At 63.5% G+C, this 23,655-nt stretch carries 23 protein-coding genes; 6 read left to right on the top strand and 17 right to left on the bottom strand.

The features are described 5' to 3' along the window. Positions 1–195 precede the first annotated feature (195 nt). On the top strand, positions 196–1,521 hold the full coding sequence (locus HMI60_RS16600) for a hypothetical protein (RefSeq protein WP_039242919.1): 1,326 nt from the start codon (positions 196–198) through the stop codon (positions 1,519–1,521). On the opposite strand, the gene HMI60_RS16595 is transcribed toward HMI60_RS16600, so the two are convergent. The 5 genes from HMI60_RS16595 to HMI60_RS16575 form a co-directional block, all read right to left on the bottom strand. Further along, positions 1,518–1,709 carry a hypothetical protein gene (locus HMI60_RS16595; RefSeq protein WP_018778794.1) on the bottom strand — a complete coding sequence of 64 codons (192 nt, stop codon included), beginning with the start codon at positions 1,707–1,709 and terminating at the stop codon, positions 1,518–1,520. The genes HMI60_RS16600 and HMI60_RS16595 overlap by 4 nt on opposite strands. A gap of 7 nt (positions 1,710–1,716) precedes the next feature. Further along, positions 1,717–2,862, bottom strand: coding sequence for a glycosyltransferase family 2 protein (locus tag HMI60_RS16590; protein WP_227453572.1), 1,146 nt, complete (start codon positions 2,860–2,862; stop codon positions 1,717–1,719). A 219-nt stretch (positions 2,863–3,081) separates the two neighbouring features. After that, positions 3,082–3,252, bottom strand: coding sequence for a hypothetical protein (locus HMI60_RS16585; RefSeq protein ID WP_018778796.1), 171 nt, complete (start codon positions 3,250–3,252; stop codon positions 3,082–3,084). Between the two features lie 180 nt (positions 3,253–3,432). After that, positions 3,433–4,263 carry an oxidoreductase gene (locus HMI60_RS16580; protein WP_193590017.1) on the bottom strand — a complete coding sequence of 277 codons (831 nt, stop codon included), beginning with the start codon at positions 4,261–4,263 and terminating at the stop codon, positions 3,433–3,435. Between the two features lie 108 nt (positions 4,264–4,371). After that, entirely contained in the window at positions 4,372–6,348 is a 1,977-nt protein-coding gene (locus tag HMI60_RS16575; RefSeq protein ID WP_193590016.1) for an amino acid transporter, read from the bottom strand. A gap of 312 nt (positions 6,349–6,660) precedes the next feature. On the opposite strand from HMI60_RS16575, the gene HMI60_RS16570 reads away from it, so the two are divergent. Next, positions 6,661–7,008 (top strand): hypothetical protein, encoded by a 348-nt coding sequence (locus HMI60_RS16570; protein WP_227453571.1) that lies wholly within the window; start codon positions 6,661–6,663, stop codon positions 7,006–7,008. Here HMI60_RS16570 and HMI60_RS16565 read toward each other — a convergent pair. After that, a complete protein-coding gene (locus tag HMI60_RS16565; RefSeq protein ID WP_055972450.1) occupies positions 6,972–7,409 on the bottom strand; it encodes a rhodanese-like domain-containing protein in 438 nt (145 codons plus the stop codon). The genes HMI60_RS16570 and HMI60_RS16565 overlap by 37 nt on opposite strands. Positions 7,410–7,450: 41 nt before the next feature. Then, entirely contained in the window at positions 7,451–8,587 is a 1,137-nt protein-coding gene (locus tag HMI60_RS16560; RefSeq protein WP_193590015.1) for an LLM class flavin-dependent oxidoreductase, read from the bottom strand. 334 nt (positions 8,588–8,921) lie between these two features. On the opposite strand from HMI60_RS16560, the gene HMI60_RS16555 reads away from it, so the two are divergent. Continuing rightward, entirely contained in the window at positions 8,922–10,952 is a 2,031-nt protein-coding gene (locus HMI60_RS16555; RefSeq protein ID WP_193590014.1) for a rhamnogalacturonan lyase, read from the top strand. Between the two features lie 74 nt (positions 10,953–11,026). Here the strand turns inward: HMI60_RS16555 and HMI60_RS16550 are convergent, their stop codons facing one another. From HMI60_RS16550 to HMI60_RS16535, 4 genes are all read right to left on the bottom strand, one after another. After that, a complete protein-coding gene (locus HMI60_RS16550) occupies positions 11,027–11,680 on the bottom strand; it encodes an SRPBCC family protein (RefSeq protein ID WP_193590013.1) in 654 nt (217 codons plus the stop codon). A gap of 99 nt (positions 11,681–11,779) precedes the next feature. After that, positions 11,780–13,012 (bottom strand): amidohydrolase family protein, encoded by a 1,233-nt coding sequence (locus HMI60_RS16545; RefSeq protein WP_039242906.1) that lies wholly within the window; start codon positions 13,010–13,012, stop codon positions 11,780–11,782. Between the two features lies 1 nt (position 13,013). Beyond that, positions 13,014–13,508, bottom strand: coding sequence for a GAF domain-containing protein (locus HMI60_RS16540; RefSeq protein WP_227453570.1), 495 nt, complete (start codon positions 13,506–13,508; stop codon positions 13,014–13,016). Between the two features lie 11 nt (positions 13,509–13,519). Then, a complete protein-coding gene (locus HMI60_RS16535) occupies positions 13,520–14,914 on the bottom strand; it encodes an MFS transporter (protein ID WP_064722704.1) in 1,395 nt (464 codons plus the stop codon). A gap of 108 nt (positions 14,915–15,022) precedes the next feature. Between HMI60_RS16535 and HMI60_RS16530 the strand changes: the two genes are divergently transcribed. Together HMI60_RS16530 and HMI60_RS16525 are read left to right on the top strand one after the other, a co-directional pair. Next, positions 15,023–15,901, top strand: a complete 879-nt coding sequence (locus HMI60_RS16530) for a MurR/RpiR family transcriptional regulator (protein WP_193590011.1) — start codon at positions 15,023–15,025, stop codon at positions 15,899–15,901. Positions 15,902–15,951: 50 nt separating this feature from the next. After that, a complete protein-coding gene (locus HMI60_RS16525) occupies positions 15,952–16,530 on the top strand; it encodes an adenylate kinase (protein WP_193590010.1) in 579 nt (192 codons plus the stop codon). A gap of 136 nt (positions 16,531–16,666) precedes the next feature. On the opposite strand, the gene HMI60_RS16520 is transcribed toward HMI60_RS16525, so the two are convergent. The 3 genes from HMI60_RS16520 to HMI60_RS16510 are packed head-to-tail and all read right to left on the bottom strand — an operon-like array spanning position 16,667 to position 19,301. Then, positions 16,667–17,239 (bottom strand): flavin reductase family protein, encoded by a 573-nt coding sequence (locus tag HMI60_RS16520; protein ID WP_193590009.1) that lies wholly within the window; start codon positions 17,237–17,239, stop codon positions 16,667–16,669. 2 nt (positions 17,240–17,241) lie between these two features. Then, positions 17,242–18,288 (bottom strand): methionine synthase, encoded by a 1,047-nt coding sequence (locus HMI60_RS16515; RefSeq protein WP_193590008.1) that lies wholly within the window; start codon positions 18,286–18,288, stop codon positions 17,242–17,244. A 20-nt stretch (positions 18,289–18,308) separates the two neighbouring features. Further along, complete coding sequence (locus HMI60_RS16510) at positions 18,309–19,301, bottom strand: DUF1852 domain-containing protein (protein ID WP_039242901.1); 993 nt, start codon at positions 19,299–19,301, stop codon at positions 18,309–18,311. 122 nt (positions 19,302–19,423) lie between these two features. Here HMI60_RS16510 and HMI60_RS16505 point away from each other — a divergent pair, with 122 nt between their 5' ends. Further along, a complete protein-coding gene (locus HMI60_RS16505; protein WP_018778818.1) occupies positions 19,424–20,365 on the top strand; it encodes a LysR family transcriptional regulator in 942 nt (313 codons plus the stop codon). A 4-nt stretch (positions 20,366–20,369) separates the two neighbouring features. On the opposite strand, the gene HMI60_RS16500 is transcribed toward HMI60_RS16505, so the two are convergent. Genes HMI60_RS16500 through HMI60_RS16490 form a run of 3 tightly spaced genes read right to left on the bottom strand, consistent with a single transcriptional unit; the run spans position 20,370 to position 23,547 of the window. After that, on the bottom strand, positions 20,370–21,116 hold the full coding sequence (locus HMI60_RS16500; RefSeq protein WP_193590007.1) for a glycosyltransferase family 2 protein: 747 nt from the start codon (positions 21,114–21,116) through the stop codon (positions 20,370–20,372). Next, positions 21,113–22,477, bottom strand: coding sequence for a bifunctional PIG-L family deacetylase/class I SAM-dependent methyltransferase (locus HMI60_RS16495; protein ID WP_193590006.1), 1,365 nt, complete (start codon positions 22,475–22,477; stop codon positions 21,113–21,115). Before HMI60_RS16495 ends, HMI60_RS16500 begins: the two co-directional genes overlap by 4 nt. Then, the gene (locus HMI60_RS16490) at positions 22,471–23,547 is read right to left on the bottom strand and encodes an acyl-CoA dehydrogenase family protein (protein ID WP_193590005.1); all 1,077 of its coding nucleotides are present in this window, start codon (positions 23,545–23,547) and stop codon (positions 22,471–22,473) included. Before HMI60_RS16490 ends, HMI60_RS16495 begins: the two co-directional genes overlap by 7 nt. Positions 23,548–23,655 lie beyond the last annotated feature (108 nt).

Genomic DNA, 23,655 nt, shown 5'->3' with positions numbered 1-23,655 from the left:
ATTCCCGGATCTTGGGTACCAATTTCGCTTCCCGCAAGGCCACGGCTACTCGATAATCGAGGAGTTGTACGTTCTCCGGGGGGAGGAGCGTATTGCGGCCAGCGGGATCAGCCGCTGGCATTCTGGGCGCATCAGCAGGAGGAAACAGCTATGGCATTGTCAGTGAGGCTCCTTCCACGTGGGGGAAGAAAAGTTATGGGGGTAGCCGTAATTGCTGCGGTTGCCCTGTCCATGTTTGCCGGCACAGGACCATCGCATGCCGCGGACACAACGCCCATGGCAGATGATCCCGGCCCGGTGGGCAGTTTTGCCTGGAAGGGATTCAATTGGCAGAAGCGTTTTTGGGGTGGAGCGCCCATGTACAACGCGACGTGGGATGCCAACAATGTCAGCAACCCGGATGCCAACGGCTACGTGAAGCTGTCCATAAGCAACCCGACAGGTTCGGCGCCCAAGGGTGCGGAATTCCAGTCCACCCGTGAAGGATTCGGTTACGGTACATACAGCACCACGGTGGAAAAGGATGTCAGCGCACTCCAAAAGGAAGTGGTGTGGGGCTGCCTATTCACCTATGACCCCAATGCCGTTCCCGGCTACACCGAGATCGACCTCTGTGAAGCGTCGGCGTGGGGCGGGGGCGCCGCATATGGCGAAAGCTGGCCGGTGACCCAAGGGCACGGTTACTGGTTCGATGCCACCTTGCCTCCGGGCCAAGGCAACAACACGGTCACCTTCGATGTCACGAATGCCCCCATCCTCACCCACCGGATGGTCTGGGAGCCGGGCAAGCTGACCTTTGAGACGTTTGCCGGGGAAGGCTACGACGGGCCGCTCCTCAAGAGGACCGTCCTGGAAGGCTCCACTGTTCCCACTCCTGCCAAGGAACAGATTCACTTCAACCTGTGGGTCACCGGCGGCGGCGGTGGAGACGCTGCACATGTTGCACCGGAAACCGTCACGATCAGGGACTTCTCCTTTGTCCCGGCGAACCAGCTCACGGGTCCGGTTCCGACTATCACCGGCACGGCAGCGGTGGGCTCGACACTCACTGCAGTCCCGGGCACCTGGCCTGCCGGAACAACCTTGGCGTATCAATGGTTCAAGAACGGCACGGCCATTTCAGGAGCCACGGGACCCACCCGAGTCCTGGCCGCTGCGGACCAGGGCGCCAGCCTGACTGTGCGTGTGACGGGAAGCCTGGCCGGGTATGCCACGGCTACTAAGGAGTCGGCCCCGACAGCGGCAGTGGTGGCCGGAACCTTGCAGGCTCCGACCCCCACCATCACAGGTACGCTCACAGTTGGTTCGACCCTGACGGCAAACCCCGGAACGTGGACTTCCGGTACCGCACTGACGTACCAGTGGTACCGCTCCGGGACCTTGATTGCTGGAGCGACGGCCAAGAACTACAAGCTTGTGAGCGCAGACCAGGCGGACACCATGAGCGTCAGAGTCACCGGAACCAAAGCCGGCTACACCACGGTGTCCAGGGTTTCAGCAAGCACCGCGGTGATCCCCTAGGAGGCGGACGGCAGGTTCTTCTGTGCGCGGACGGGAACAATCCTCTTGATCGCGAGCCCCAATGCCAGCATGGCGAACGCGGCCAGGGCGAACCAGAAAAGGTCGCCTGCTCCGGTCAGGGCGAGGGTACCGGATCCCATTCCGGCCGCGGCTGCTCCGGCTGCGGGGGTTACTGGGCTGTTGTACATGAGTCGATTACCAAACTTTCTTTCTGTTGAGTGCTGCGTCCAGGTAAGCCTTGGCGTGGACTGCCTGGAGGAAGATGTCGATCACTGTTTCGTACATGGTTGCGGCCAGCAGCATGTGCCTCCAGCCCCGGAACCGCACAGTGATGACGCGTTCCAGGATGAAGATGCCGGTGACTGCAATCCAGAAGGGCTGGAGGTTCAGGCCCATCCCTGAAATGAGCGCGAAGAGGATGGAGCCAAAGTAGGCCAGCGTCACTACGACGCCGATCATTGAAAGGAACTGGCGACCCCAGTAGGGCCTGGTCACTTTGGTCCATCCGTATTGCACGCAGTTCTCCACCGCGCCCCGCTTCCACCGGAGCCGTTGCGCCCACAGTTCGCGCCACGTGGGCATGACCTCTGTGACCAGCGTGCAGTTGGCTGGTGAAGCGATCCGGTAACCCAGTGTCAGCAGGGCGAAGGAGAGTTCGTTGTCCTCTGTCAGGACGGACGTGTCGTAGATGCCGCCCTTGCCGTTTCCGGGAGGGAGTGTGCCGCCAAGGCGGGCAGCTGCGACGTCGCGAAGAGTCTTGACGCGGAAAAGCGCGGCGGTCCCTGTGACTACCAAGCACTTGCCGTGGAGGCGCTTGACGTCCCGGGCGTAGCGGGCGTATTCGTTGCGCTGGAGGTGACCTACGAAGCCGCCACCGGGACCTCCGCTGAAGACACCGCCTACCGCGCCGAGCAGTTCGTCGGCGAGCAGGTTTTGTGTGGCGTTCTCAATGAAGTCAAGGGCGAGCTGGGAGTCTGCGTCCTGGACCAGGATGAGGTCCTCGGGGTCGGCGTCGGGCAGCAGCCGGCTGAGGGCGAAGTTAAGAGCTCCGGCCTTCTTGTCCTTGTTTCCCACCGTACGGATGACCTCAGCGCCCTGGGCGACCGCGAGGTCCTCGGTATCGTCGGTGCAGTTATCGGCCACCACGATCACGCGGTCCGGGCGGCGGGTCTGGTTGTTCAGGGAGACAAGTGTGTCGGTGATGCCGGCGGATTCGTTGTGGGCCGGAACCAGGACAGTTACCACGCCGCCGGCGGCACGGTGGGATCCGCGGGGCGCGGTGGCCGGGGCCGGTGAGGCAGCGGTGTCCGTTGATGCGTGGACCGTGGTTTCCGTGAGCATTGTGATCCCTCCGTTCGTTAGCTGGAAGCGTTGACTCACTTAGAGTTCCAACGCCAACGCAAGAAACGCGCAGGCAAAGCGTCAAGGAAAAATCAAGGTTTGCTCAGGGTTTGCTTGAAGCGTCACGCAAACGGTTATGGGATCAGGTGCAGCCTTAAACGCAAGAGGACGACGTCGGGAGGTCCCGGCGTCGTCCTCTTGCGTTTGTTGTCGAGCAGCTTAGCGGCTCAGGCTGACCGTAAAGGTCTTCGGTCCGCTGAGGGTCACGGCAATGCCGCAGTTTTCTGCCGCAGCGCGGTGGGAAAGGGACTGGATGGCGGCATCGATGGTGTGGTCGATGGCCGACTTGTCCCAGATTTTCAGCGTGATGGAGTCAGTATGTGTCGTCATTGTCAGTACTTTCACTCAGGCTGGTGACAGCCCCAAGCTTCGTCGCCCGGGGCCGCATCCTCGTCGGTGAGGATTGCTGATTCAGCTTGTATGGGAACGGATTCCCTCATTCATGGTTCATGCTGCCCACCGTGATTGACAAGCGAATCCAGCCAAGTGTGACCGATTACACGTTGCTTGTTACTCCGTGTAACCGGTGCTGACAGTGAGCTCCCGCCAACGATCCACCTCGGCCCGCTGGGCTTCCGCTACGGCGTCAAAGGCCTTGGCGGCGTCCTCACCGAGCAGCAGGAAGCCAGGAGTTTCAGCGGCCTCGACAGCGTTGATAATCACCTGGGCTGCCCTGTCCGGATCACCCTGCTGCGTCCCATGCACCGTGTCGTTTTCCTTGCGTCGCTTGCCGGCAGTCTGGGCGTAGTCGTCAATGGCTTCTGCGGATTGCGTGAGCGACCTTCCGGCGAAGTCCGTCCTGAAACCACCCGGTTCCACGGCCGTGACTGTGATGCCCAACGGCGCCAGTTCCTTCTGCAGGGAACCGGAAATGCCTTCCAGCGCGGCCTTTGTTGCCGAGTAATAGCCCGACCCGGGTGGGCAGATGCGGGCGCCGATCGAGGAGATGTTCACGATCGCACCCGAACGCCGGGTACGCATCCCGGGCAGGACGGCCTTGATCATGGCGACGGGACCGAACACGTTGGTATCGAACAGCGTCCTGACGTCCGCGTCGGCGCCCTCTTCGATCGCGGCGCGATAGCCGTATCCCGCGTTGTTGACCAGGACGTCCACACCGCCGAAGCGCTCCACGGCCTGCTGCACGGCCGCTTCCACCTGCGACTGATCGGTGACGTCGAGCGGGACGGTGAGTGCCGTCGTCGGGAATTCCGCGGCGAGGTCCTGCAGAGTGGCGGTGTCGCGCGCGGTCACGACGGCGTTATCGCCTTTCGCGAGGACCGCCCGGGCAAGTGCGCGGCCGAGACCGGTGGAGCAGCCTGTGATGAGCCAGGTAGTCATGATTTTCCTTTCATGGTTGACCTATCCCACTGAACGCTACTCCCCGGCGCCACGGGAGTGACGGCCCATACAGGTATTGCCGGTGCCACCCGGGACAGAGGACGCCGCTCAACCGACGTGCACCCACGGGCGGCGGCTCACCTCCGGTTCGGCCTCCCTGAGGACCTCGCGGGTCACCGGGGCTATTTCGCCCTCGCCCAGGAACAGGAAGCGCAACAGGTTGGTCATCGGGTTGCCCTCAGTCCAGCGGAAATATATGTGGGGCATCAACCCTGTGACGTCACGGATATGCAAAAGCACCGAGGCAATGGTGTTCGCCACCACCGGACCATGCACCTCAAGGATCCGGTAGCCGTGCCGTTCGATGCCCTTGACGTACAGTTCGGTCTCGAAATCCGAAGTGTCGTCGAGCACCACTTCAAGGAACAGGCCGTGGTAGTTGAGGGGGAGGTGGCTGACCTCGATGGCCGAGACCAGCTTCGAGCGATAGGCCTCCGCCGTAAGCCGGAGCGGTTCGTGCGCGATGAGCCGTATGGGTTCGGTGCCGTCGTCAAGGATGAATTCCAGGGCGTTGCGGTCCATGTGAACGTGTGTGGCGTGCAACTCGAACGACCTGCGCACCCGGGACAGCAGGGAGATGCCGATGATGCCGGCGATGAACACGGCCGCAATCCGGATGCCTTCGGGTCGCTCCACGACGTTGGCCACCGTGGTGTAGACGAACACGGCGGCGATGGCGCCGAAGCCGATCATGCGTTTGCGCTGATCACGACGGCGGGTGGACAGTGTCACGGCAACGGCGGCTGACGTCATCAGCACCAGGACACCGGTGGCGTAGGCACCGCCCTGGGCGTCGACGTCGGCGTTGAAGACGAAAGTGATGAAGAACCCCACCAGCGTGAAAACCAGCACCAAGGGGCGAACCGCCTTGGCCCATTCCGGAGCCATGCCGTAGCGGGGAAGGTACCGCGGTACAAGGTTGAGCAGGCCGGCCATGGCGGAGGCGCCTGCGAACCACAGGATGGCGATGGTGCTGATGTCGTACACCGTGCCAAAACCCAGGCCCAGGTACTCGTGGGCGAGGAACGCGAGGGCACGGCCGTTTGCCTGGCCGCCGGGCTCGAACTCGCGCTCGGGGATGAGGACAACAGTAGTGAAGCTTGAGGTGATGAGGAACGAACTCATGATCAATGCGGCGGTGGTCAGCATTCTCCGGGTTCCCCGGATGCGGCCTGTTGGCTTGGCCTCAGTGTCATCGGGGTCGCCCTGCACCTGCGGCATCACGGCGACACCCGTCTCGAATCCGGAGAGGCCCAACGCGAGTTTCGGAAAGACAATGCAAGCGATGGCTACGGCCATGAGCGGGTTGCCGTGGGATGTCCACAGCAGCTGCCACCAGTCACCTACGGCGGTGGGATGCGCCAGGACCTCGACGACGGTGGTGGCGACCACCACCACATTCAAGCCCAGGTAAAGGACCACAAGAACGACGGCGACGCCTATCGCCTCCTTGAAACCACGGAGGAAAACAGCGGCCAGGAGTGCCAGGAGGACCAAGGTGACAGGAACATTCTGGCCCTGCAGCCAGGACGGCATCACGGGGTTCTGGATGAAGTGGGCCGTGGCATCCGCCGCGGAAAGGGTCATGGTGATCATGAAGTCCGTGGCGGCAAAGCCGAGCAGCACCAGCACCAGCAGTTTGCCTCCCCAGCGTGGAAGCAAACGCTCGAGCATGGCGATGGAGCCCTCGCCGCGGGGACTTTCCCCTGCCACGCGCCGGTAGACCGGAAGCGCGCCGAACAAGGTAACGGCAACCAGGACGATGGTGGCCAGCGGTGAGATCACGCCCGCGGCCAAGGCAGCGATGGCCGGCTGGTAGCCAAGGGTGGAGAAGTAGTCCACGCCCGTCAGGCACATGACCTGCCACCAATGGTGCTTCTTTTCGTGGGCCGCACTGACCACGCCGGGGCCGGGATGCCGGCCTTTGCTGTCCTGCAGCCCGAACAGGAGCCACGTCCGGAATGATGTCCAACCCCGGGGCCTGGGAGCCGAGGGGTCAGCCGGTGGTCTGCTTAACGTGGTCATGGGTGCCCTCCCAGACGCTCGTCGATCTGAGCTGAACATAGCACCGCGCACGAGCCGTGATGCCGGAAGGGGCCAATTCTTGACGAGACCTTTACGCGAGGGGTGAGCTCCCGGGGTTATTGGCGCGAGCCAAAGGGGTGGAAGCTAACCCCTCACGGGCGGAAGGTCCAAGGACTGTTGATCGGTGATGAGGCCCAGGCACGCGTCCTCTCGGTGGCTTCCTGACCCGCTTTGACATTCATATTCCCCCAAATTAACCATTTCTGGTTGTTTTCGGGCCAACCTGAGGCAAAGGGGGGCGGGAAGGAACGCATGGCGGGAGTGGCGGCAGGTTTCTACCAACTCAGCCAACGATTCGCGGCGGCACTGTGCTCAGCCGCCGCCGCGGGAATGTTCCTGCAAGCCCAGGGAGCGGCCACCGGCCAGGCCTCCAAGGATGCTTTCCACCAAGGCATCGTGATGTGCTGTGTCCTGCTGGGCGTCGCCTTGCTCGCCGGCGGACTCGACTGGTTCCGCGAGGCGCGGGACCGCAGAAACGCACGTGCCGCCGTCGTGACTTCCGGGAAGGAAACCGCGACGGCGGCGGTAGCACTTACGTCGGAGCGTCCGACGGCGGCCGGTGCTCAGCGTTCGGAAGCCACCGAATCAGTGGACGCCTGAGCTACGGGAGCCGGCGGGGCCGTCGGCCCGGTGGTGGGGACGCCGGCGTCGCGGAGTGCCGGGAAGCCGCCGTCCACGTGGACGGCGTTGGCGTAGCCGAGGACTTTGAGCTTCTGCGCGACGGGACGTGAACCGTTCACGGAGCCGCAGAACACCACGATTTTCTGGTCGGTGCCGCTGACCTGGGCAAGGCGGTGCGCGGATTCGGGGCTGAAGTCTTCCTCAACGTGCTCGCGGTTGACCACTACGGCACCGGGGACTGCGCCGGTGCTGGCGCGCCCGCCTTCGCTGCGGACATCGATCAGGAGGGCGCCTTCTTCGATGAGTTTGGCCGCGGCATCGGCGGTGATCAGCTGGGTGTCTTCTTGTACTGAATCCTGGACTGTGGTTTCGATGGACATGGATGCTCCCTTGGTAGGTGGTGGGTGGAAAATCGGAAAAGTTAGAGCCCCCAGGCCTCGGCGAGCAGTTGGTAGGAGTTCTGCCGGTCGGCGGGGTCGTGGGCAATGGTGGTGATGAGCAGTTCCTGGGCGCCGGTGACGCGCTGCAACGTGCGCAGCTTGGCGCTGACTTGGTGGGGGTCGCCCACCAGCCTCGTGTCCACGCGGTCTTTGATCAGCTCCTCGGCTTCCGCGTCCAAAGGAAGATCCAGGGCATCGTCCGGCGAGGGGTAGGGGATGGCGTCCTGGCCGCTGCGAATGCCGTGTACCCACTGGGCATAGCCGCGTGCGAGGCGCTGTGCTTGGCGTTCGTCCGGGGCCACCAGCACGTCCGCCGAGACGATCACCTGCGGTTCCTGCAAGGAAGCAGACGGTTCAAAGTGGGCCCGGTATTCGGCAATGGAGTCCAGCACGCCGGCTGGTGCTACGTGGTAGTTCGCGCCGAAGGGAAGTCCCAACTTGCCTGCCAAACGCGCGCTGGGACCCGCTGTTGAACCGTGGATCCAGAATTGGGGCGCCTGCCCGAGAGCCGGCGTCGCGGTGACTTCCTCGCCATGCTTGGTCCTGTACTCCCCGGTGAAGAAACCGATGATGTCCTGGACGTCGTTCTCGAAGTTGTCCGTGTCTCCAGGGAAGCGGCCCAGCAGTTCACCTTGCAAGCGGAATTTCCTGGGAAGGACGGCGCTGAAGATGGGGCGCGGCGAAGGAATCAGCAAACCGTCAACCACGCGATCGCCGGGTGTGTCCGTAGGGGGAACTACTCCAGGAGCCGGTTCGCTGGGCGACTTCGGCGGGCCGGAGCGACCAAAGCCAAGGTCCACACGGTCCGGGAACACGGCGGCGAGCGTGCCGATGCTCTCCGCAATCTGGAGCGGCCTGTAATTCCCCAACAGGGTGGCCGCCGTGCCGACACGGATGGTCGTGGTGGCCGACGCAACCAAACCGGCCAGGATATGCGGGGCAGAACCGGCAACGCCTGTGTTGAGGTGATGTTCTGCGAGCCAGTAGCGCGAGTAGCCGGAAGCTTCGGCGGAGGCGGCAAGCGCGATGGTGCTGCGCAGTGCCTCGCCGGGGCTCTGCCCGGCTGACACCGGGCTGAGGTCAAGGACGGACAGGGGAGTAACTGGAGGCTTCGGCATGGCACGACACTACGGAGCCCGGCCCAGAGCCCAAAGCCGTTCCGTCACCCCGCTCAACCCGGCGAAATCCGACGAAACGGACCGTCACGGAGGGCTCACAGATGCACATGGAGCAACGGACAAATTCGAACATTTCGCACCGAAGCCGCACAGTCATTTCCTGTCAAACCCTTGACCGGATGGTTGAGGCGCTGGTAAACCTTGTTGGCGGAAAGCGTTTTCTCGCATCGATCACCTCACTCGCTCATATGCGGAGAGATTGCTTGATGTTTAGTGAAACGTTCCAAAATGTGCGTGCAGACCCCCTGCCGCCCAGCATCAAAGGAGATGTTCTTTGGCTCACCCCTCGAAATGTTCCTACCCCACCGCCCGTCGTCATGCGCGGAGGGCAGTTCCACTGGCGGCCTCTGCCTCCCTGGCTGCCGCCGCCATCGCGCTGACAGGCGTCCCGCTTGCCCAAGCAGCTCCCGCCCAACTCCAGCAGTCAGCGCAAACCGGACTTCCCGCCGTCGTGCCTGCCGCCAAGGACCCCGCTTCGCTGAAGCGCCAAGTGGAAAATCTGGACCGCGCACCCGTAGCCGTCCTGACGGATCAGGGCGTCACAGTGAGCTGGCGTATGCTCGGCCTGGACAAAGACAGTGTCGGCTTCCAGGTTCTGCGCGACGGCGTCAACATCACCCCCGAACCCCTGCGCAACGCCACGATGTTCGTTGACCCGCACGGGACGGCGCAGTCCAGCTACGTGATCAAGACCGTCGGCAACGGCCAGGGCCGGGACAAGCTGACCGAGGCGGTCACGCCCTTGGCGCAGAACTACCTGGCCATCAAGCTGGACAAGCCGGCCGACGGTGTGACGCCCGACGGCAAGCCCTACACCTACTCGGCCAACGACGCCACCGTGGCAGACCTCGACGGCGACGGCAAGTACGAGGTTATTCAGACGTGGGCGCCATCCAACGCGAAGGACAACTCGCAATCCGGTTACACGGGCAACGTCTACGTGGATGCCTACAAACTGGACGGAACCAAGCTGTGGCGCATCGACCTGGGGCGCAACATTCGCGCCGGCGCACACTACACGCAGGTCCTCGCGTACGACTTCGACGGCGACGGCAAGGCCGAGGTCTCGTTCAAGACGGCGGACGGCACGACGGACGCGGCGGGAACGGTGATCGGCAACGCCAACGCCGACTACCGCAACAGTGCCGGCTACGTCTTGTCCGGTCCCGAGTTCCTCACGGTCTTCAAGGGCGAGACTGGAACGATCATGGACACCGTCGCTTACGAGCCGGCCCGGGGCCCGGTGGCAGGATGGGGCGACAATTACGGCAACCGCGTTGACCGCTTCCTCGCCGCCGTGGCTTATCTCGACGGCGAACACCCCTCGCTGATGTTCAGCCGCGGCTACTACACCCGCACAGTGCTGGTGACCTACGACCTCGTCAACGGAAAACTCGTGAAACGCTGGACCTTCGATTCCAACCAGGCCGGGGACGAGTACAAGGGGCAAGGCAACCACAACCTCTCCGTCGCGGACGTGGACCAGGACGGCAAGGATGAGTTCGTCTTCGGCTCAATGACCATCGATGACAACGGCCAGCCGCTGTACAACACCAAGCTCGGTCATGGCGACGCGATCCACACCGGCGACCTCGACCCGTCCAGGCCGGGGCTGGAGACATTTGCCGTCCACGAAAGCATGGGGCAAAGCGGCAACCGTGGAGCGACCTTCCGGGATGCTGCTACGGGTGAAATTCTCTGGAGCATCCCTGCCGTCAAGGACACCGGCCGTGGTGCAGCGGGTGACATCGATCCCCGCTATGAAGGGGCCGAGGGCTGGGCCGTGGGTGGTTCCGCCGCCTGGGACTCGCCGGTGGGCCAGCTGAGGTCGGCCAAGGGTGAGCTGATCTCCGAGAACATTCCCGCCGCCAACTTCCTGGCTTGGTGGGACGGGGACCTCCTCCGCGAGATCGTTGACCACGACTACGATGCAACGGTCTCCCGTGGCGTCCCCACTATCTCCAAGTGGAACTGGGAAACCGAAACCAGCGACCGCCTCCTGACGGCAGACGGTGCCCGCAGCAACAACACCACCAAGGGCAACCCGTCCATTCAGGCCGACATCCTGGGTGACTGGCGCGAGGAGATCGCCTGGCCGTCCACGGACAGCACCGAACTCAGGATCTACACCACCACGGCTCCCACCGAGGTTCGCCTGCGCACACTGATGCACGACACCGTCTACCGCACGGCTGTTGCACGTGAGAATGTGGCGTACAACCAGCCGCCGCACCCGGGCTTCTTCATCGGTGAGGGGATGCAGGCCCCGGCGGCGCCCGCCGTCGTCTACACTGGCACCAAGTAGAACAACGCGGGGTTACTTATGGCCTTTGGGATACCCCCTATGGGCCGTAAGTAACCCCGCGTTTCTTTCTCCGGTCAGTGCTGGCCGAGGGTGCCACCCAGTGGGGGGATGGCTCCGGGGTCGTCCCCGTCCCTGCGTTCGGCCTTGCTTCGGGTATCGCTTTCGGCGGTGCCATCCGAGTCTCCATCGACGTCCGCCAACCCGTTGGTCTGGTCGAACGGGTGGTTGATGGGGTCGACAACCGGTGTGGTGTTTGTGGTGTCGGTTCCCGCAGTGTTTGTGGTGCCGGTTCCCGCGGTGCCGGTCTCCGGTGCCTGCTTTTCGATGTACTCCTTGAACTTCTTCAAGTCTGACTCAGCCTGCCTCTCAACAATGTGCAACTTGTCCCCCAGGAATTCCAGGACGCCGTGGGGTTCGTATTCCAACGACAAGTGCAGGGAAGTCTGGCTGGGGCCGGCTTCCTTGAACTCCACCCACCCTGCGTTCTTGACACCCTCGACGGCGGCCCACGCCACGGCACGGTCCACGTCCTGCTGGACGATCCTGGCTTCCCAGGTGCGGTGGACGCCTGCGATCTCGGCGACCCATTCAAGGCGGTCGTCGCCGAGCCGCGTCACTCGCTCCACTCCGCCCATGAAGTGCGGGAATTCCTCGAACTGTGTCCATTGCCTGTAGGCCGTACTGATCGGAACGTTGACCATGATTGTCTTGTTCACTTTCGTGGTCACTTTTTCCTCCTCCTGCTCGATTCGGTATTGATCAGCATGCTTACATTATCGGGCTTTTTGGAGGGGAAGAACAGGCCTGATGGCCCTCGGGAGCAGGCGCTAGGAGATCACCCGGCCGTTCTGGACCAGGTATTCGAGGTGCTCCGAAATATCGGCAAGCACGGAGATATCGGCCACCGGATCCGCGTCCAGGACCAGCATGTCCGCGTCGGCGCCTGGCGCCACCACGCCAAGTTCACCTGCGCGCTCAAGCAGCAGCGCCGCCGTCGTGGTGGCTGAGCGGATGGCGTCGATGGCGGGCTGGACCTTGCCCAACAGCCTGAACTGTTCGTTCTGGTGGCGGTGCATGCCGCCCAGAAGATCGGATCCGAAGGCCATCTTGACGCCTGCCTGGTGGGCCCGCGAGATGGCTTCGAGTCCGCTGGTGAGCACGGAGTCCACCTTGGCCCACATCTCCTCGGTGAGGCCGAATTCCTTGCCTTCTTCCTTCAACGCCCAGTAGGTCACCAGCGTGGGAACCAGGAAGGCGTCCTTCTCGAGGAAGAGCCGCAGGCTTTCGTCGTCCAGGAGGTTGCCGTGTTCGATCGAACGCACCCCAGCTTCCAGCGCGCGGTTGATGGCCCGGGCAGTGTAGGCGTGGGCTGCGACGTAGCGGTTGGCAGCCTCGGCCTCTTCCACTGCTGCCCGCATTTCCTCCATGGAATACTGCGTCGAGTCGATGCGGTCAGTGGGGGAGGAGACGCCGCCGGACGCCATGATCTTGATGTGGTGGGCACCCTTGCGGATTTCGTCGCGGGCAGCGGCCCTGACGGCGTCCACGCCATCAGCCACCCTGCCGATGCCACAGCAGCCGCGGCCATTGGGATCATGATCTTCGCCGGGGAGCCGCATATCGCCGTGACCGCCGGTCTGGCTCAGCGCGTGGCCGCAGAAGTGGATTTTCGGGCCTTCCAGCAGCCCCTCCTCCTGCGCCATGGCCAGCCCGAAGTCGGCGCCCGAGAGGTCACGGACAGTAGTAAAGCCGCGGCGCAGCATCTCTCCCATGATCCGGGCCGTCTGCGCATAGACGTACGACGCCGGCGTGTAGGTCAGGGAACGGAAGTCGGCGCTTGACGCCACGACGTGGACGTGGGCGTCGATGAGGCCCGGGATGACGAACTTCCCTGTGCCGTCGATGACCCGGGCGTTCGAAGGCGCCTCGGCGTTCGGTCCCACGCTGCTGATCTTTCCATCAACGCTCACGACGTCGGCAGTCGAGTAGGTGCCGGCGTCCACGTCCAGGACGCTGGCGTTGCGGATGACGAGGGCCGTGGTTTCAAGGGTGGTGCTCATGCTAAACGGTGTCCTTCCCGGGGACTTCGGGGTCTTCAGGTACTTCAGTGGGATGGGCTTCAAAGGCTTGGACCAGCGCGGGCAGGTTCGCGTTGATGACTTCGACGGCGGTGTCCACACTTTGCTGCGTGTACTTGCCTTCCGCATCAAGGAGCGCCAGGACGCCCACCACGTTGTTGTCAGGATCGAGGACCGGCACGTTGATCACGGCTCCGCAGCCGAGCTGCTGGATAAGTCCGGAGTCTGAAAAGACTTCGCGGAGTGCTGCCAGGTCAGGGGCAAGGAACGGCTTCTTTTCTTCGATGACCGTTCCCAGCCAGCCGGGGGAGATCTCGACGGTCTTCTCTCCGCCCACCGGGTATTCCGCGGGATGGCTGGTGAACAGCCGCTTCAAACCGGAACGTTGCGGGATCCACTGCAATGCAGTGAACAGGATGACTCCCGGATCCTTCTGCAGGGAGGTGAAGGCCTCTTGGAACGTGGTATCAGTCTTCATGGTGTTTCCGCTCATTTGCTCGCTGTTCCTGCCGCTGCCGGGTCATGTTCGGCGCGGGCGTTGATGTCTTCCAGCGACTTGCCCGCAGTGGAGGCGCCGAAGATCACGACGCCCAGGACGCCGATTGTCAGCACCACGGTGGTCATGGTGAACACTCCGCCGAAACCGAGGGAAGCCGCGAAGATTCCGATGATGGACGGGGCCAGGATGCTGCCGACGCGGCCCACAGCACTGGCAAGGCCAACGCCGGTGGCGCGCATCCAGGTGGGGAAGAGCTCCGGCGTGTAGGCGTAAACACCTGCGTAGGTGCCGTTCAGGAAGAAGGACAACGTTGCTGCGGCCACCAGGATCATGCCGGAATCGTTGGACTGGCTCAGCCAGAAGGCGCTGATGGCCGATCCCGCCAGGTAGAGGGCGATGGTGTTTTTGCGGTCGATCCGGTCACACAACCAGGCCGCCGAGAAGTAGCCGGGGATCTGTGCCAGGTAAATGAGGATGGAGAATTCGAAGCTCTTGGTGACCGTGATGCCACGGCCGACCAGCAACGTGGGAATCCAGGAGAAGAAGCCGTAGTAGGAGAACGTGATGACGAACCAGATCAACCAGATCACCGCGGTCCGGCGGCGCATTGCCTTGGACCACATGAATTTCAGGGCATTCCAGACACTGATCTTTTGCTCGTGCTTGGTGATCTCTTCTTCCGCGGATGGCAAGGGCTCCAAGGGCTTCCCGGTGGCTTTCACTACGCTCTGCTCAAAGCGATCCACAACTGCGGTTGCCTCTGCGATGCGCCCGCGGCTGATGAGGAAGCGCGGGGATTCGGGTAGGCTGCGACGCCACCAGAGCAGGAGGAGGATGGGAACGGCAGTGATGACCTGCGCCCAGCGCCAGCCATCCTCGCCCATCGGAACCACGAACCGGCCGATCAGCGCGGCAGCCACGAAGCCGAAGGAGAAGAAGCCGGCCAGGGTTCCGATGAACCAGCCGCGGCGCTTGGGAGGGATGAACTCGGAGAGGAAGGGGGCGATGATCACGCTTTCAGCGCCGGCCCCCAATCCTGCAAAGATCCGTGCAATCAGGAAGATTTCGAAGTTGGGGGCCATGGCCGCGACGATCGACATGAGGCAGTAGAAGGCAAGAGCCCACAACATGACCTTCTTGCGGCCGAAGCGGTCACCCATCCAACCGGCCAGGATTGCGCCGAAGAAGAAGCCGAACGGGGCCGCGGAGCCAACCAATCCGAGGCTGGCGGTGCTGAGGCCCCATAGTTCCTGGATGCGCGGGAGCAGGAAGGCGACTACTGCGCCGTCCATGCCGTCGAACGAGTAGCCGAGGCCTCCGATAAGGAGAAGCTTGTAGTGTGGTCGACTGAGAGCCAGACGATCCAAGCGTGCTGTGAGAGACATGGTGATTCCTGCCAAAGTGGGCCAAGTTGTACATTTTTAGGAATATGCACGGATCTGTGCAGAAGCGATGTATCGAAGTTACGGCCAAAGTGTGAGGTAGGTCAATAGGTGGAAGAAGATTTCGACTCGTCAACGTTGACCGAGTGGCTGGACAGCCGTGTCCAAGGGCGGAAGCTCGCGGCACGCCAATTGCAAGTCATTGGCATCCTCCGATCCCAGCCACGGCTTGCGTCCTACGGCTCTGTCAGCGACATCGCCGGGGCTGCCGCCTCGAACGCCTCCACGGTGACAAGAACCGCGCAAACACTGGGATTCAAGGGGTGGGCAGACTTCCAATTCGAGCTGCGTTCACGCTTCCTGGCGTCCCTTAGCGCAGTGGAAGTTGCCGCCGAACACAACGGCCACATCAACAGCCCGGCACAGGCTGCCGTGTCCACGGATCGCGCCAACCTGGCCCATTTTGAGCGAACCCTGGATGCCAACACCCTTCATGACATTGCGCAGGCGATTGCCGGTGCACGGCAGACTTTCATCGTTGCAGCAGGCAGTTACGCCATACCGGGCAAGGCGCTGGAACACAACGCGATCATCGCCGGCTACAACGTCCGGCTCCTCGACGCCGACGTCGCTGCCCTGACCAACGCCATTGCACGGCTTGGTGCAGACGACCTCGTCATCGCGATCAGCCTTTGGAGGGTCTACGACAGCACCATGCGGGCTGTCGAGATCGCGCACAACCTGGGCACCCCCATCGCCTCCATCACGGACAGCGCAGGATCGCCGGTGGCAGTGCATGCTGATCATCGGATCGTGGTGCCTACGGAAGGCGCGGGATTCTTCCCATCCCTGACAGGTGCCGTATCCGCGGTCCAGGCGATCGCCGTCGAACTCGCTTCCCTGGACCGTGAGCGGTCCAACCAGAACATCGCTGCATCGGAGCGTACCTGGGACCAGATGCGGATCATGCACCCGCGCTCCAGCTCTTAGCGGGAGAGTAGTCTTGTAACCCCGGCCGCCTCTCGAAACGGACCAGTGTCATGGCGCGACTGATCATCATGGGCCCTCCAGGTTCCGGCAAAGGCACGCAGGCTGAGCACCTTGCGCGGCATTTCGGGATTCCCGCCATCTCCACGGGGGATCTGTTCCGCGCCCACGTCCGGGACAAAACCGAACTCGGGCTGGAAGCCAGTGCTTTCATGGACAAGGGCGAGTTTGTGCCGGACCACGTCACCACGGACATGCTCAAGCAGCGCATGGAGGAACCCGATGCTGCCGACGGCTTCCTGCTGGATGGCTACCCCCGGACTGTCATTCAGATCGGGGCCCTGGACGAGATGCTTGCAGCACGTGGCCAGCCCTTGGAAGTTGTCCTGGCGCTCACGGCCCCGGACGGCGAGCTGCTGGCCCGGATGCTCCGCCGGGCCAAAGAACAGGGTCGGAGCGATGATACCGAAGACGTGATCCAACGTCGGTTGGAGCTGTACCGCGAAGAGACCCAGCCGGTTTTGACGGCGTACACCAAGCGCGGGATTCTGTTGACCGTGGAGGGAACCGGCGAGCGGGAAAGCATTACGCGGGCCGCAATTGCCGCCGTCGAAGGGGCGCTGGCGGCTTAGCTCCAGGGGACCGCTTCGCGCGCAGTTCGACGACGGCGACCGCACCGCCGTCGACTTTAACGAGGACGACGGCGGGAGTTATGCTCCCGCCGTCGTCCGCCGTTCGGCCTGCTGCATTGCATTGTTGGCGCGGCGCTCAGCCTTCATGCTTGGAATGCTCGCCCAGGCGGTGCCATGAACGGTTGTGGTAGACCAGGGCGTCGCCGGATTCGCCCGCTTGGACGTCACGCATCACGCGGGACTCCAGGGCGTGAACGGCGATGATGCTGGAGGTCCCCACCTCCATGCGATTGATGACGGCGCAACGCACCCAGGCACGGACATCGTCATAAACCGCTTCTCCGGTTGCCAGGGTCGACCAGCGGTGCGTTTGGTCAAAGCGGTCGGCGCCGGGGGTGGCTCCAAACTTCGCCAAGTCGATGTCGTGCGCGTCCAGCAGGTGCACGACGACGGTTTCGGCGCGTGAAAGGACCTCAGAGGCAGAGGACAATGCCGAGACCGAGAAAATCAGCAACGGAGGTTCCGCACTCACTGAGACGACCGACGACACCGTCAGCGCCACGGGTCCTTCGCCGGCATCCGCCGTGATGACGGCGACACCTCCCGGGTGGCCACGGAACAGTGCTTTGAATTCGTCGGCCGAGAGGGAGGACGGGAAGCTTTGCTTCGGAGCCCCGACCCACGTGTCCGGCGGGTAGGCGTGAAACATGGTTATGACACCTGGGCGGCGGAGCGGGCGAGTTCCTCGCGGATGATGTTCGTCCCTGCGCTGAGAGCGCTCAGCTTGGCCAGTGCGACGTCCCGCGGGAACGGTGCCATGCCGCAGTTGGAGCTGGGGATGAGCTTGTCCGCATCGACGAACTGCAGGGCCTTGCGGAGGGTGTCGGCGACCTCCTCCGGGGTCTCGATGGTCTCATTTGCGACGTCGATTGCCCCGAGCATGACTTTCTTGCCGCGGAGGAGCTCGATGAGGTCCATGGGCACGTGGGAGTTCTGGCACTCCAGCGAGATGATGTCGATGCTGGAGCTCTGCAGCAGCGGGAACGATTCCTCGTACTGCCGCCACTGTGAGCCGAGCGTCGCCTTCCAGTCAGTATTAGCCTTGATCCCGTAGCCGTAGCATATATGCACGGCGGTCTCCGCGCGCAGTCCCTCTGCCGCTCTCTCCAGGGCAGCCACGCCCCAGTCCTTGACCTCATCGAGGAAGACATTGAACGCGGGCTCGTCGAACTGGATGATGTCCACTCCGGCCGCCTCCAGTTCTTTCGCCTCCTCGTTCAGGATCGCGGCGAACTCCCAGGCCAGCTTCTCGCGGCTCTTGTAGTGGTCATCGTAGAGCGTGTCCACCATTGTCATTGGACCGGGCAGAGTCCATTTGATCGGCCGGTCGGTGGTTGCGCGGAGGAACTTTGCGTCTTCGACGAATACCGGCCGTTCACGGCGCACCGGTCCGACGACGGTCGGCACGCTCGCGTCGTAGCGGTCGCGGATGCGCACGGTCTTGCGCTGTTCGAAGTCGACCCCGCTGAGATGCTCGATGAAGGTAGTGACGAAGTGCTGGCGGGTTTGCTCGCCGTCGCTGACAATGTCGATGCCGCGCCGGGTCTGTTCCTGGATGGCGATGCGGAGAGCATCCTGCTTGCCTTCGAGCAGCGCATCTCCCTCCAGTTTCCACGGCGACCAAAGAGTCTCCGGCTGTGCGAGCCACGATGGTTTCGGCAGGCTTCCGACAACGGTGGTGGGCAAAATTGTGTTCATGATTGACGTTTCTCCGGGGGTCAGTTGACGAGAGCGGGGTATTTGGCGGTCCACCGGTCCAACAGGTCCTTGTGGGGAGTGATGAAGTGCTCCTCCGTGTACTTCGCCTGCTTGACCGCGAGCTGACTGCGCTCGACGCGGTCGTAAGCGATCCGGGTCCGCGAGTAATCCTGTTCTCCCAGGCTCGGCTGGTAGATGGCGGCGGCGGCGGAGTTCGCGTTGTAGACCTCCGGGCGGTAGATCTTCTGGAAGGTCTCCATGGTGCTGATCGTGCCGATGAGCTGCAGGTTGGAGTAGTCGTTGAGCAGGTCGCCGCGGAAATAGAAGGCGAGCGGCGCTACGCTGCCGGGCGGCATGAAGTAGCGGACCTGCAGCCCCATCTTTCCGAAGTACAGGTCGGTCAGCGAGAAGTCGTCCTGCTGGTACTCGACGCCCAGGACCGGGTGATGGTTTCCGGTGCGCCGGTATGTCTTGCTCGTGGAGACGCTGATGCAGACCACCGGCGGCTGCGGGAAGCGTTCCTGGCATTCCGGGGAATCGAGGAAGTGCTGGAACAGTTTGCCGTGAAGATCGCCGAAGTCCTCGGGAACGGTGGGCTTGCCTGAGTCGCCTGCTGCTGCCGGCAGTACGACGCTGAAGTCGAAGTCGCGGACGTAGGAGGAGAAGTTGTTTCCCACGATCCCTTGGTGACGGACCCCGTTCAGCTGGTCGACGATCTGGATGTCGAGAACCTCGAACAGGGGGAACTGCTGGTCCGTGGCTTCCGTGGGGAGCTGTATCTGTACGGAAACGATCTCAAGTTCGAGCGTGTAGCGGTCCCGGTGCGGGTTGTCCCAGGCTGCGAGATCGTTGAAGCGTCGCCGCATCATCGTCAAGGCGTTGCGGAGGTTCTCCTGGCGGTGCTCGCCCCGTGCCAGGTTGGCAAAATTCGTCGTGATCCGGGAGCCTTCCGACGGCGAGTAGTCCTCGTCGAAGCGGGTGGTGGTGATGCTGAAGCTGAAGTCGTCTGCCATGCGTTGCCAATCCGTGGTGATGGGCCGGAGACGGCCTTTCAGAAGGGGATGTATCCATGGTGCAACCTTCCTAGGGATATCGGGTAACTAGGCATTTCTATGCATTCATATAGAATTTCCCTATGCCCCAGATTTCGAGTGGTCTGACCCTGCAGCAGCTCCGTTACTTCATAGAGGTTGCAGCTGAGGGGTCGATCTCCGCGGCTGCAGACCTTCTCTACGTTGCGCAGCCGACAATGTCTGCCGCGATGAAGGATCTTGAGGCCCGGGTGGGCCGTGCGCTCCTGCTCCGTTCCGCCCGCGGGGTGACCCTCACCGCCGACGGGGTGGAGTTCCTCGGCTATGCGAGGCAGGTCGTCGAGCAGTTTGCTCTCCTTGAGCAGCGCTACCTCGGCAGCCCGCCGACGCGACGTTTGCTCGGGGTGTCAACGCAGCACTACTCTTTCGCGGTTGATGCCTTCGTCCGGATGGTCAAGGCCACCGACGTGGCCGAATACGAGTTCTCGCTGCGCGAGTCCCGCACCTGGGACATCATCGAGGATGTCCGGACGCTCCGCAGCGAGATAGGCATCCTCTACCGGAACGATTTCAACCGGAAGATCATCGACAAGCTGATCCGGGATTCCGGGCTCGCGTTCACTCCGCTTTTCCTTGCCGATCCGCACATTTTCATTTCACGGCACAACCCGCTCGCCTCAAAAGAGCGCGCGACCCTCGACGATCTCGCCGGCATGCCCCGGCTTACCTTCGACCAAGGTGCGAATAACTCCTTCTACTTCGCCGAGGAGATTCTCTCCACCTTGTCCAGCAAGCAGGAGATCCGGGTCTCTGACCGTGCCACGATCTTCAACCTCATGATCGGGCTCCACGGCTACACAATCTCGACGGGTATCATCAGCGGCCGCCTCGACCCGGAGATCGTCGCCATCCCGCTCGACGTTGACGAACGCATCGAGATCGGCTGGATCGGCCACGCAGCGATTCCGCTCACTGACCAAGCACAGCGCTACCTCAAGGAATTGCGGGCCGTCGTCGCTGAGTTCGGCGTAGCGCTGATCGACTGACGGCTTAGCCCGTTACGGCCGGAAGTTCCGCTCCCAGAGCCCGGAGGTAGGCAGCGAATCCCTCCGGTGCGCGGGCGTGGGTCCGCCCGGAAGTCAGGACGCGGATGCTGTCCGTAGCGACCACCTGGAATCCCCGGCTGCGGAGGCGTTCCACCAGGACCCTGTCCTCGTGCGCCCGAAGCATCGGAAAGCCGCCCACGGCAAGATATGCAGAGCCGCGGACACCAAAGTTCGCGCCATAAATATGCTGGTGGTTCTCGCGGAACGGGTGGAGTTCCAGCCAGCGCCGCAGCACTGCGGGGTCAACATCGTCGGGGTCGGGCTCCACGGAACCCAGGATGGCATCCGCTCCGTTGTCAGCGAGCTCCACCTGACGCACAAGCCAGTTCTCCGGCACCGCGGAATCGGCATCGGTGTTGGCGAGCCAGAGGTCCCCGGCGTTGATGGGGTGGCACGCGGCCAGCGCGCTGCGGAAGCCAAAACCGCGGCTGGCGCCCGTGCTCCGCAACGCCACTTCAATCAGGGAAAAGCGGGCATCGCCGGTTACGTACGCGGCCGTGATCTCCGCTGAACGGTCGGTGCAACTGTCCAGGACCACCGTCATGCGGAGCCGGATGTCCGGGCGTGCCTTGTTGAGCGCGTCGGCGGCTGCCCGAAGCGCTGACAGCGCTTTGCCGATGTGCTGGTCCTCGTTGTGGGCGGGCACCACCACTGCCACATCCCGTATGCCCTGGGGTGCCGGATCTGTCATGTCGCTCCGCCCGGGGCGATGAGGATCTCGAGCATGAAGTCTTTCTCACGGTAAAGCCCATGCGTAGGCCACTCCAGCTGGGTGCGGGCCATCGCATGGACGGCTTCCGCATCAAGTTGCCAGCCGGAAATCGGGTGCCGCCAGTGGCACAGGAGCAGGGTGCCGCCGGGGCGGGTGGAGGCATGGATCCTGGCCAGGAGTTCGGTGAGCTCCTCCGGGGAAAGGTAGTAGCCGGTCTCGGACAACACCACCAGATCGAACATGCCTTCGGGCCATTCATGCGGCATGGTGAGGTGCCGGGCTTCCGCCGACGGAAACCCGGAAAGCCGCTTACTGGCCTCCTCGAGCGCCGTGCTGCTGGCATCCACTCCGAGGAACGTTCCGCAGCGCTTGGCGAGCTCTTCGCTCAGCGTGCCGATGGAACAGCCCAGTTCCAGTCCTGCTTCGTAGGATTCCCGGGGGAGTGCAGCCAGGGTCAGGGCCCGCTTGCGGCGTTCGTACCAGCTGGTGGTGTAGCTCCAGGGATCCTCTTCGCGGGAGTGGACTTCGTCGAAGATCCGCTCGGCATCCTTGGCGCTGTTGTTTCCAGCCGTTGACGGGTGCCAGGCGAAGGTTTCCCAAGGCCTCTGGAAGTGTTCCAGGAACGTTCCGGAGAGCAGTGTCTCGTCGCCCGGCTGCCCGGAGAGAGGTTCCGTTTGCGAGGCGTGGGCCCGCATCGCGGCAGCTTTGGCTTCCTGCTCCGATGCTTCGAGCGGGACCCGCACCCACGTCCGCCAGGTTTCGTGCTCCGGCCCTGCCCACAGCCAGTACCAGATGGGGTATTCCAACAAACCGTGGCCATCGTTTTCGGCGAGCTGCGCGGCCGTGGAGCCCAGGACGTCGTGGTCGGTGTGCCCGTCGGAACGGAACGGGGCAACGATCGTCACGTTTTCCGCCGGACGCCCTGATGATGCCACGGCCTCCCGCACCGCGTCCGCGATCCGGTCTGCGTTGGCTGCCAGTCTGCCGTCGGGCAGTTCCAGGAACTGCCAGCTCGCGCCGGGAGCCAGCCCGGACACAGCCGCGTCGAACTCAGTGAGCCTGACAGCGGCAAGCTGTTCCGGCGTCGTCGTTGGCGATTCCGGGTGGGAGGCTTCACCGGCGGTGCAGAGCAGGACCTTGATGTCTGCGCCTGCTGCGTGAAGTTTTGCGAGGAATCCGCCGGCGCCCAGGGATTCGTCATCCGGGTGCGCAGCGAGCACCACGAAGGTCGTGCCCGCGAGTTCGTCCTTGTCCAGGGGGAGTTCGGGCAAGGCGGCCAGGCCGCTGGCCAGCCAGTCAGACTCCGCCGTGCCGGTATCCGCATGCGTGAACGTCACCAACTGCGATCCCCTTTCAACGCCAGGGCGCCCAACTGGGCATCGTCCCGCATGGCGTGGTGCTGCCTGATGTACAGGGACAGGTCCGCCATGCGCTTTGCATATGCTTCGTCGAATGCCAGCGGGGCGGGGCCGAGGTTCTGCGTCACCAGGGTTTGGATGCGCTCGACGGCGGCGGCTACCGTTCCGCGGACACGCAAGGCATCGCTCCAGGGGCTTTGACCTTCGGAATCCGCGTCCTCCAGCTCGCCGGCGTCGATGCGTTCCGCGGTCTGGGCGAGGTAGCCGGTGACCGTGCTGATGGTGCGGTCGATTTCACCCAAGGTGGCCAGTGCGATCTGGTCGGGTTCACGGCCGTTGCCGGAAGCCTTGTTCAGCGCGGTGGCATAATCCCGGGCCACGGCCACCGCCCCGCCCAGCCAGCATGCAGCGACTCCCATTCCGCCCCACGCGAATCCGGGCCGGGAGAAGTACCAGCCCTCCCCGCCGACCGGTCTGGCCGGGACGTTGGTGAAGTGGACCGTGCCGCTCGGGATTTCCTGCAGTCCGCGTGCCGTCCATACCGGGGTTTCCGCGCTGACCCCGGGGTCCTTCAGGTTCACCGCGAAGGCGGCCCTGCCGCCGTCGTCGGGAAGATGCGCGGTGATCACCGCGCCGTCCAGCTGTTGGGCCAGGGAGCACCACGGCTTGGATCCGTGCAGGACGTAGCTGCCGTTCGCGGTGCGTTTGGCTTCGAGCTTCATGCCGGGTCCCTCCGCCGCGAACACTCCCCAGGCGCCTGCCGTGGTGGTTTCGCTTCCGGCCTGGGCGAGGATCGCGAGGGCGTCCAAGTGGGGTTCCAGCACTCGCCCGGCAGCGACATCCACGGCCGTCACTGAGGCCAGGAGTTCCCAGAGCTTGGCTGTGCTGCCCTCCCCGGGCATGGGAGCTGTCTGGCCGAGTTCCCCGGCGATGGCGAGCAGGGCCGGGACGTCGCCCACGGCAGCCTTGATTTTTTCCAGGGCCGGCTCCAGGGCTTGGAGCTGTACTGGTACGGAGCTGATGCGTACGGGCTGGGGGTCGGGTGCGCTCATGGACCCAGCCTATTCTAAGCAGCCTTAGTTTTGGCGCGGGTGGAAAGAAACGACGGCGGGAAGGTCCGCCTCGACTGCCACGCTCCGGACCCCCAACGCGCGCCACCC

The sequence above is a fragment of the Paenarthrobacter sp. YJN-D genome (genome assembly GCF_015040335.1).
GTDB lineage: Bacteria > Actinomycetota > Actinomycetes > Actinomycetales > Micrococcaceae > Arthrobacter > Arthrobacter nicotinovorans.
The sequence above is the reverse complement of the archived record's forward strand: the minus strand, read 5'-3'. Positions and strand labels throughout refer to the sequence as shown.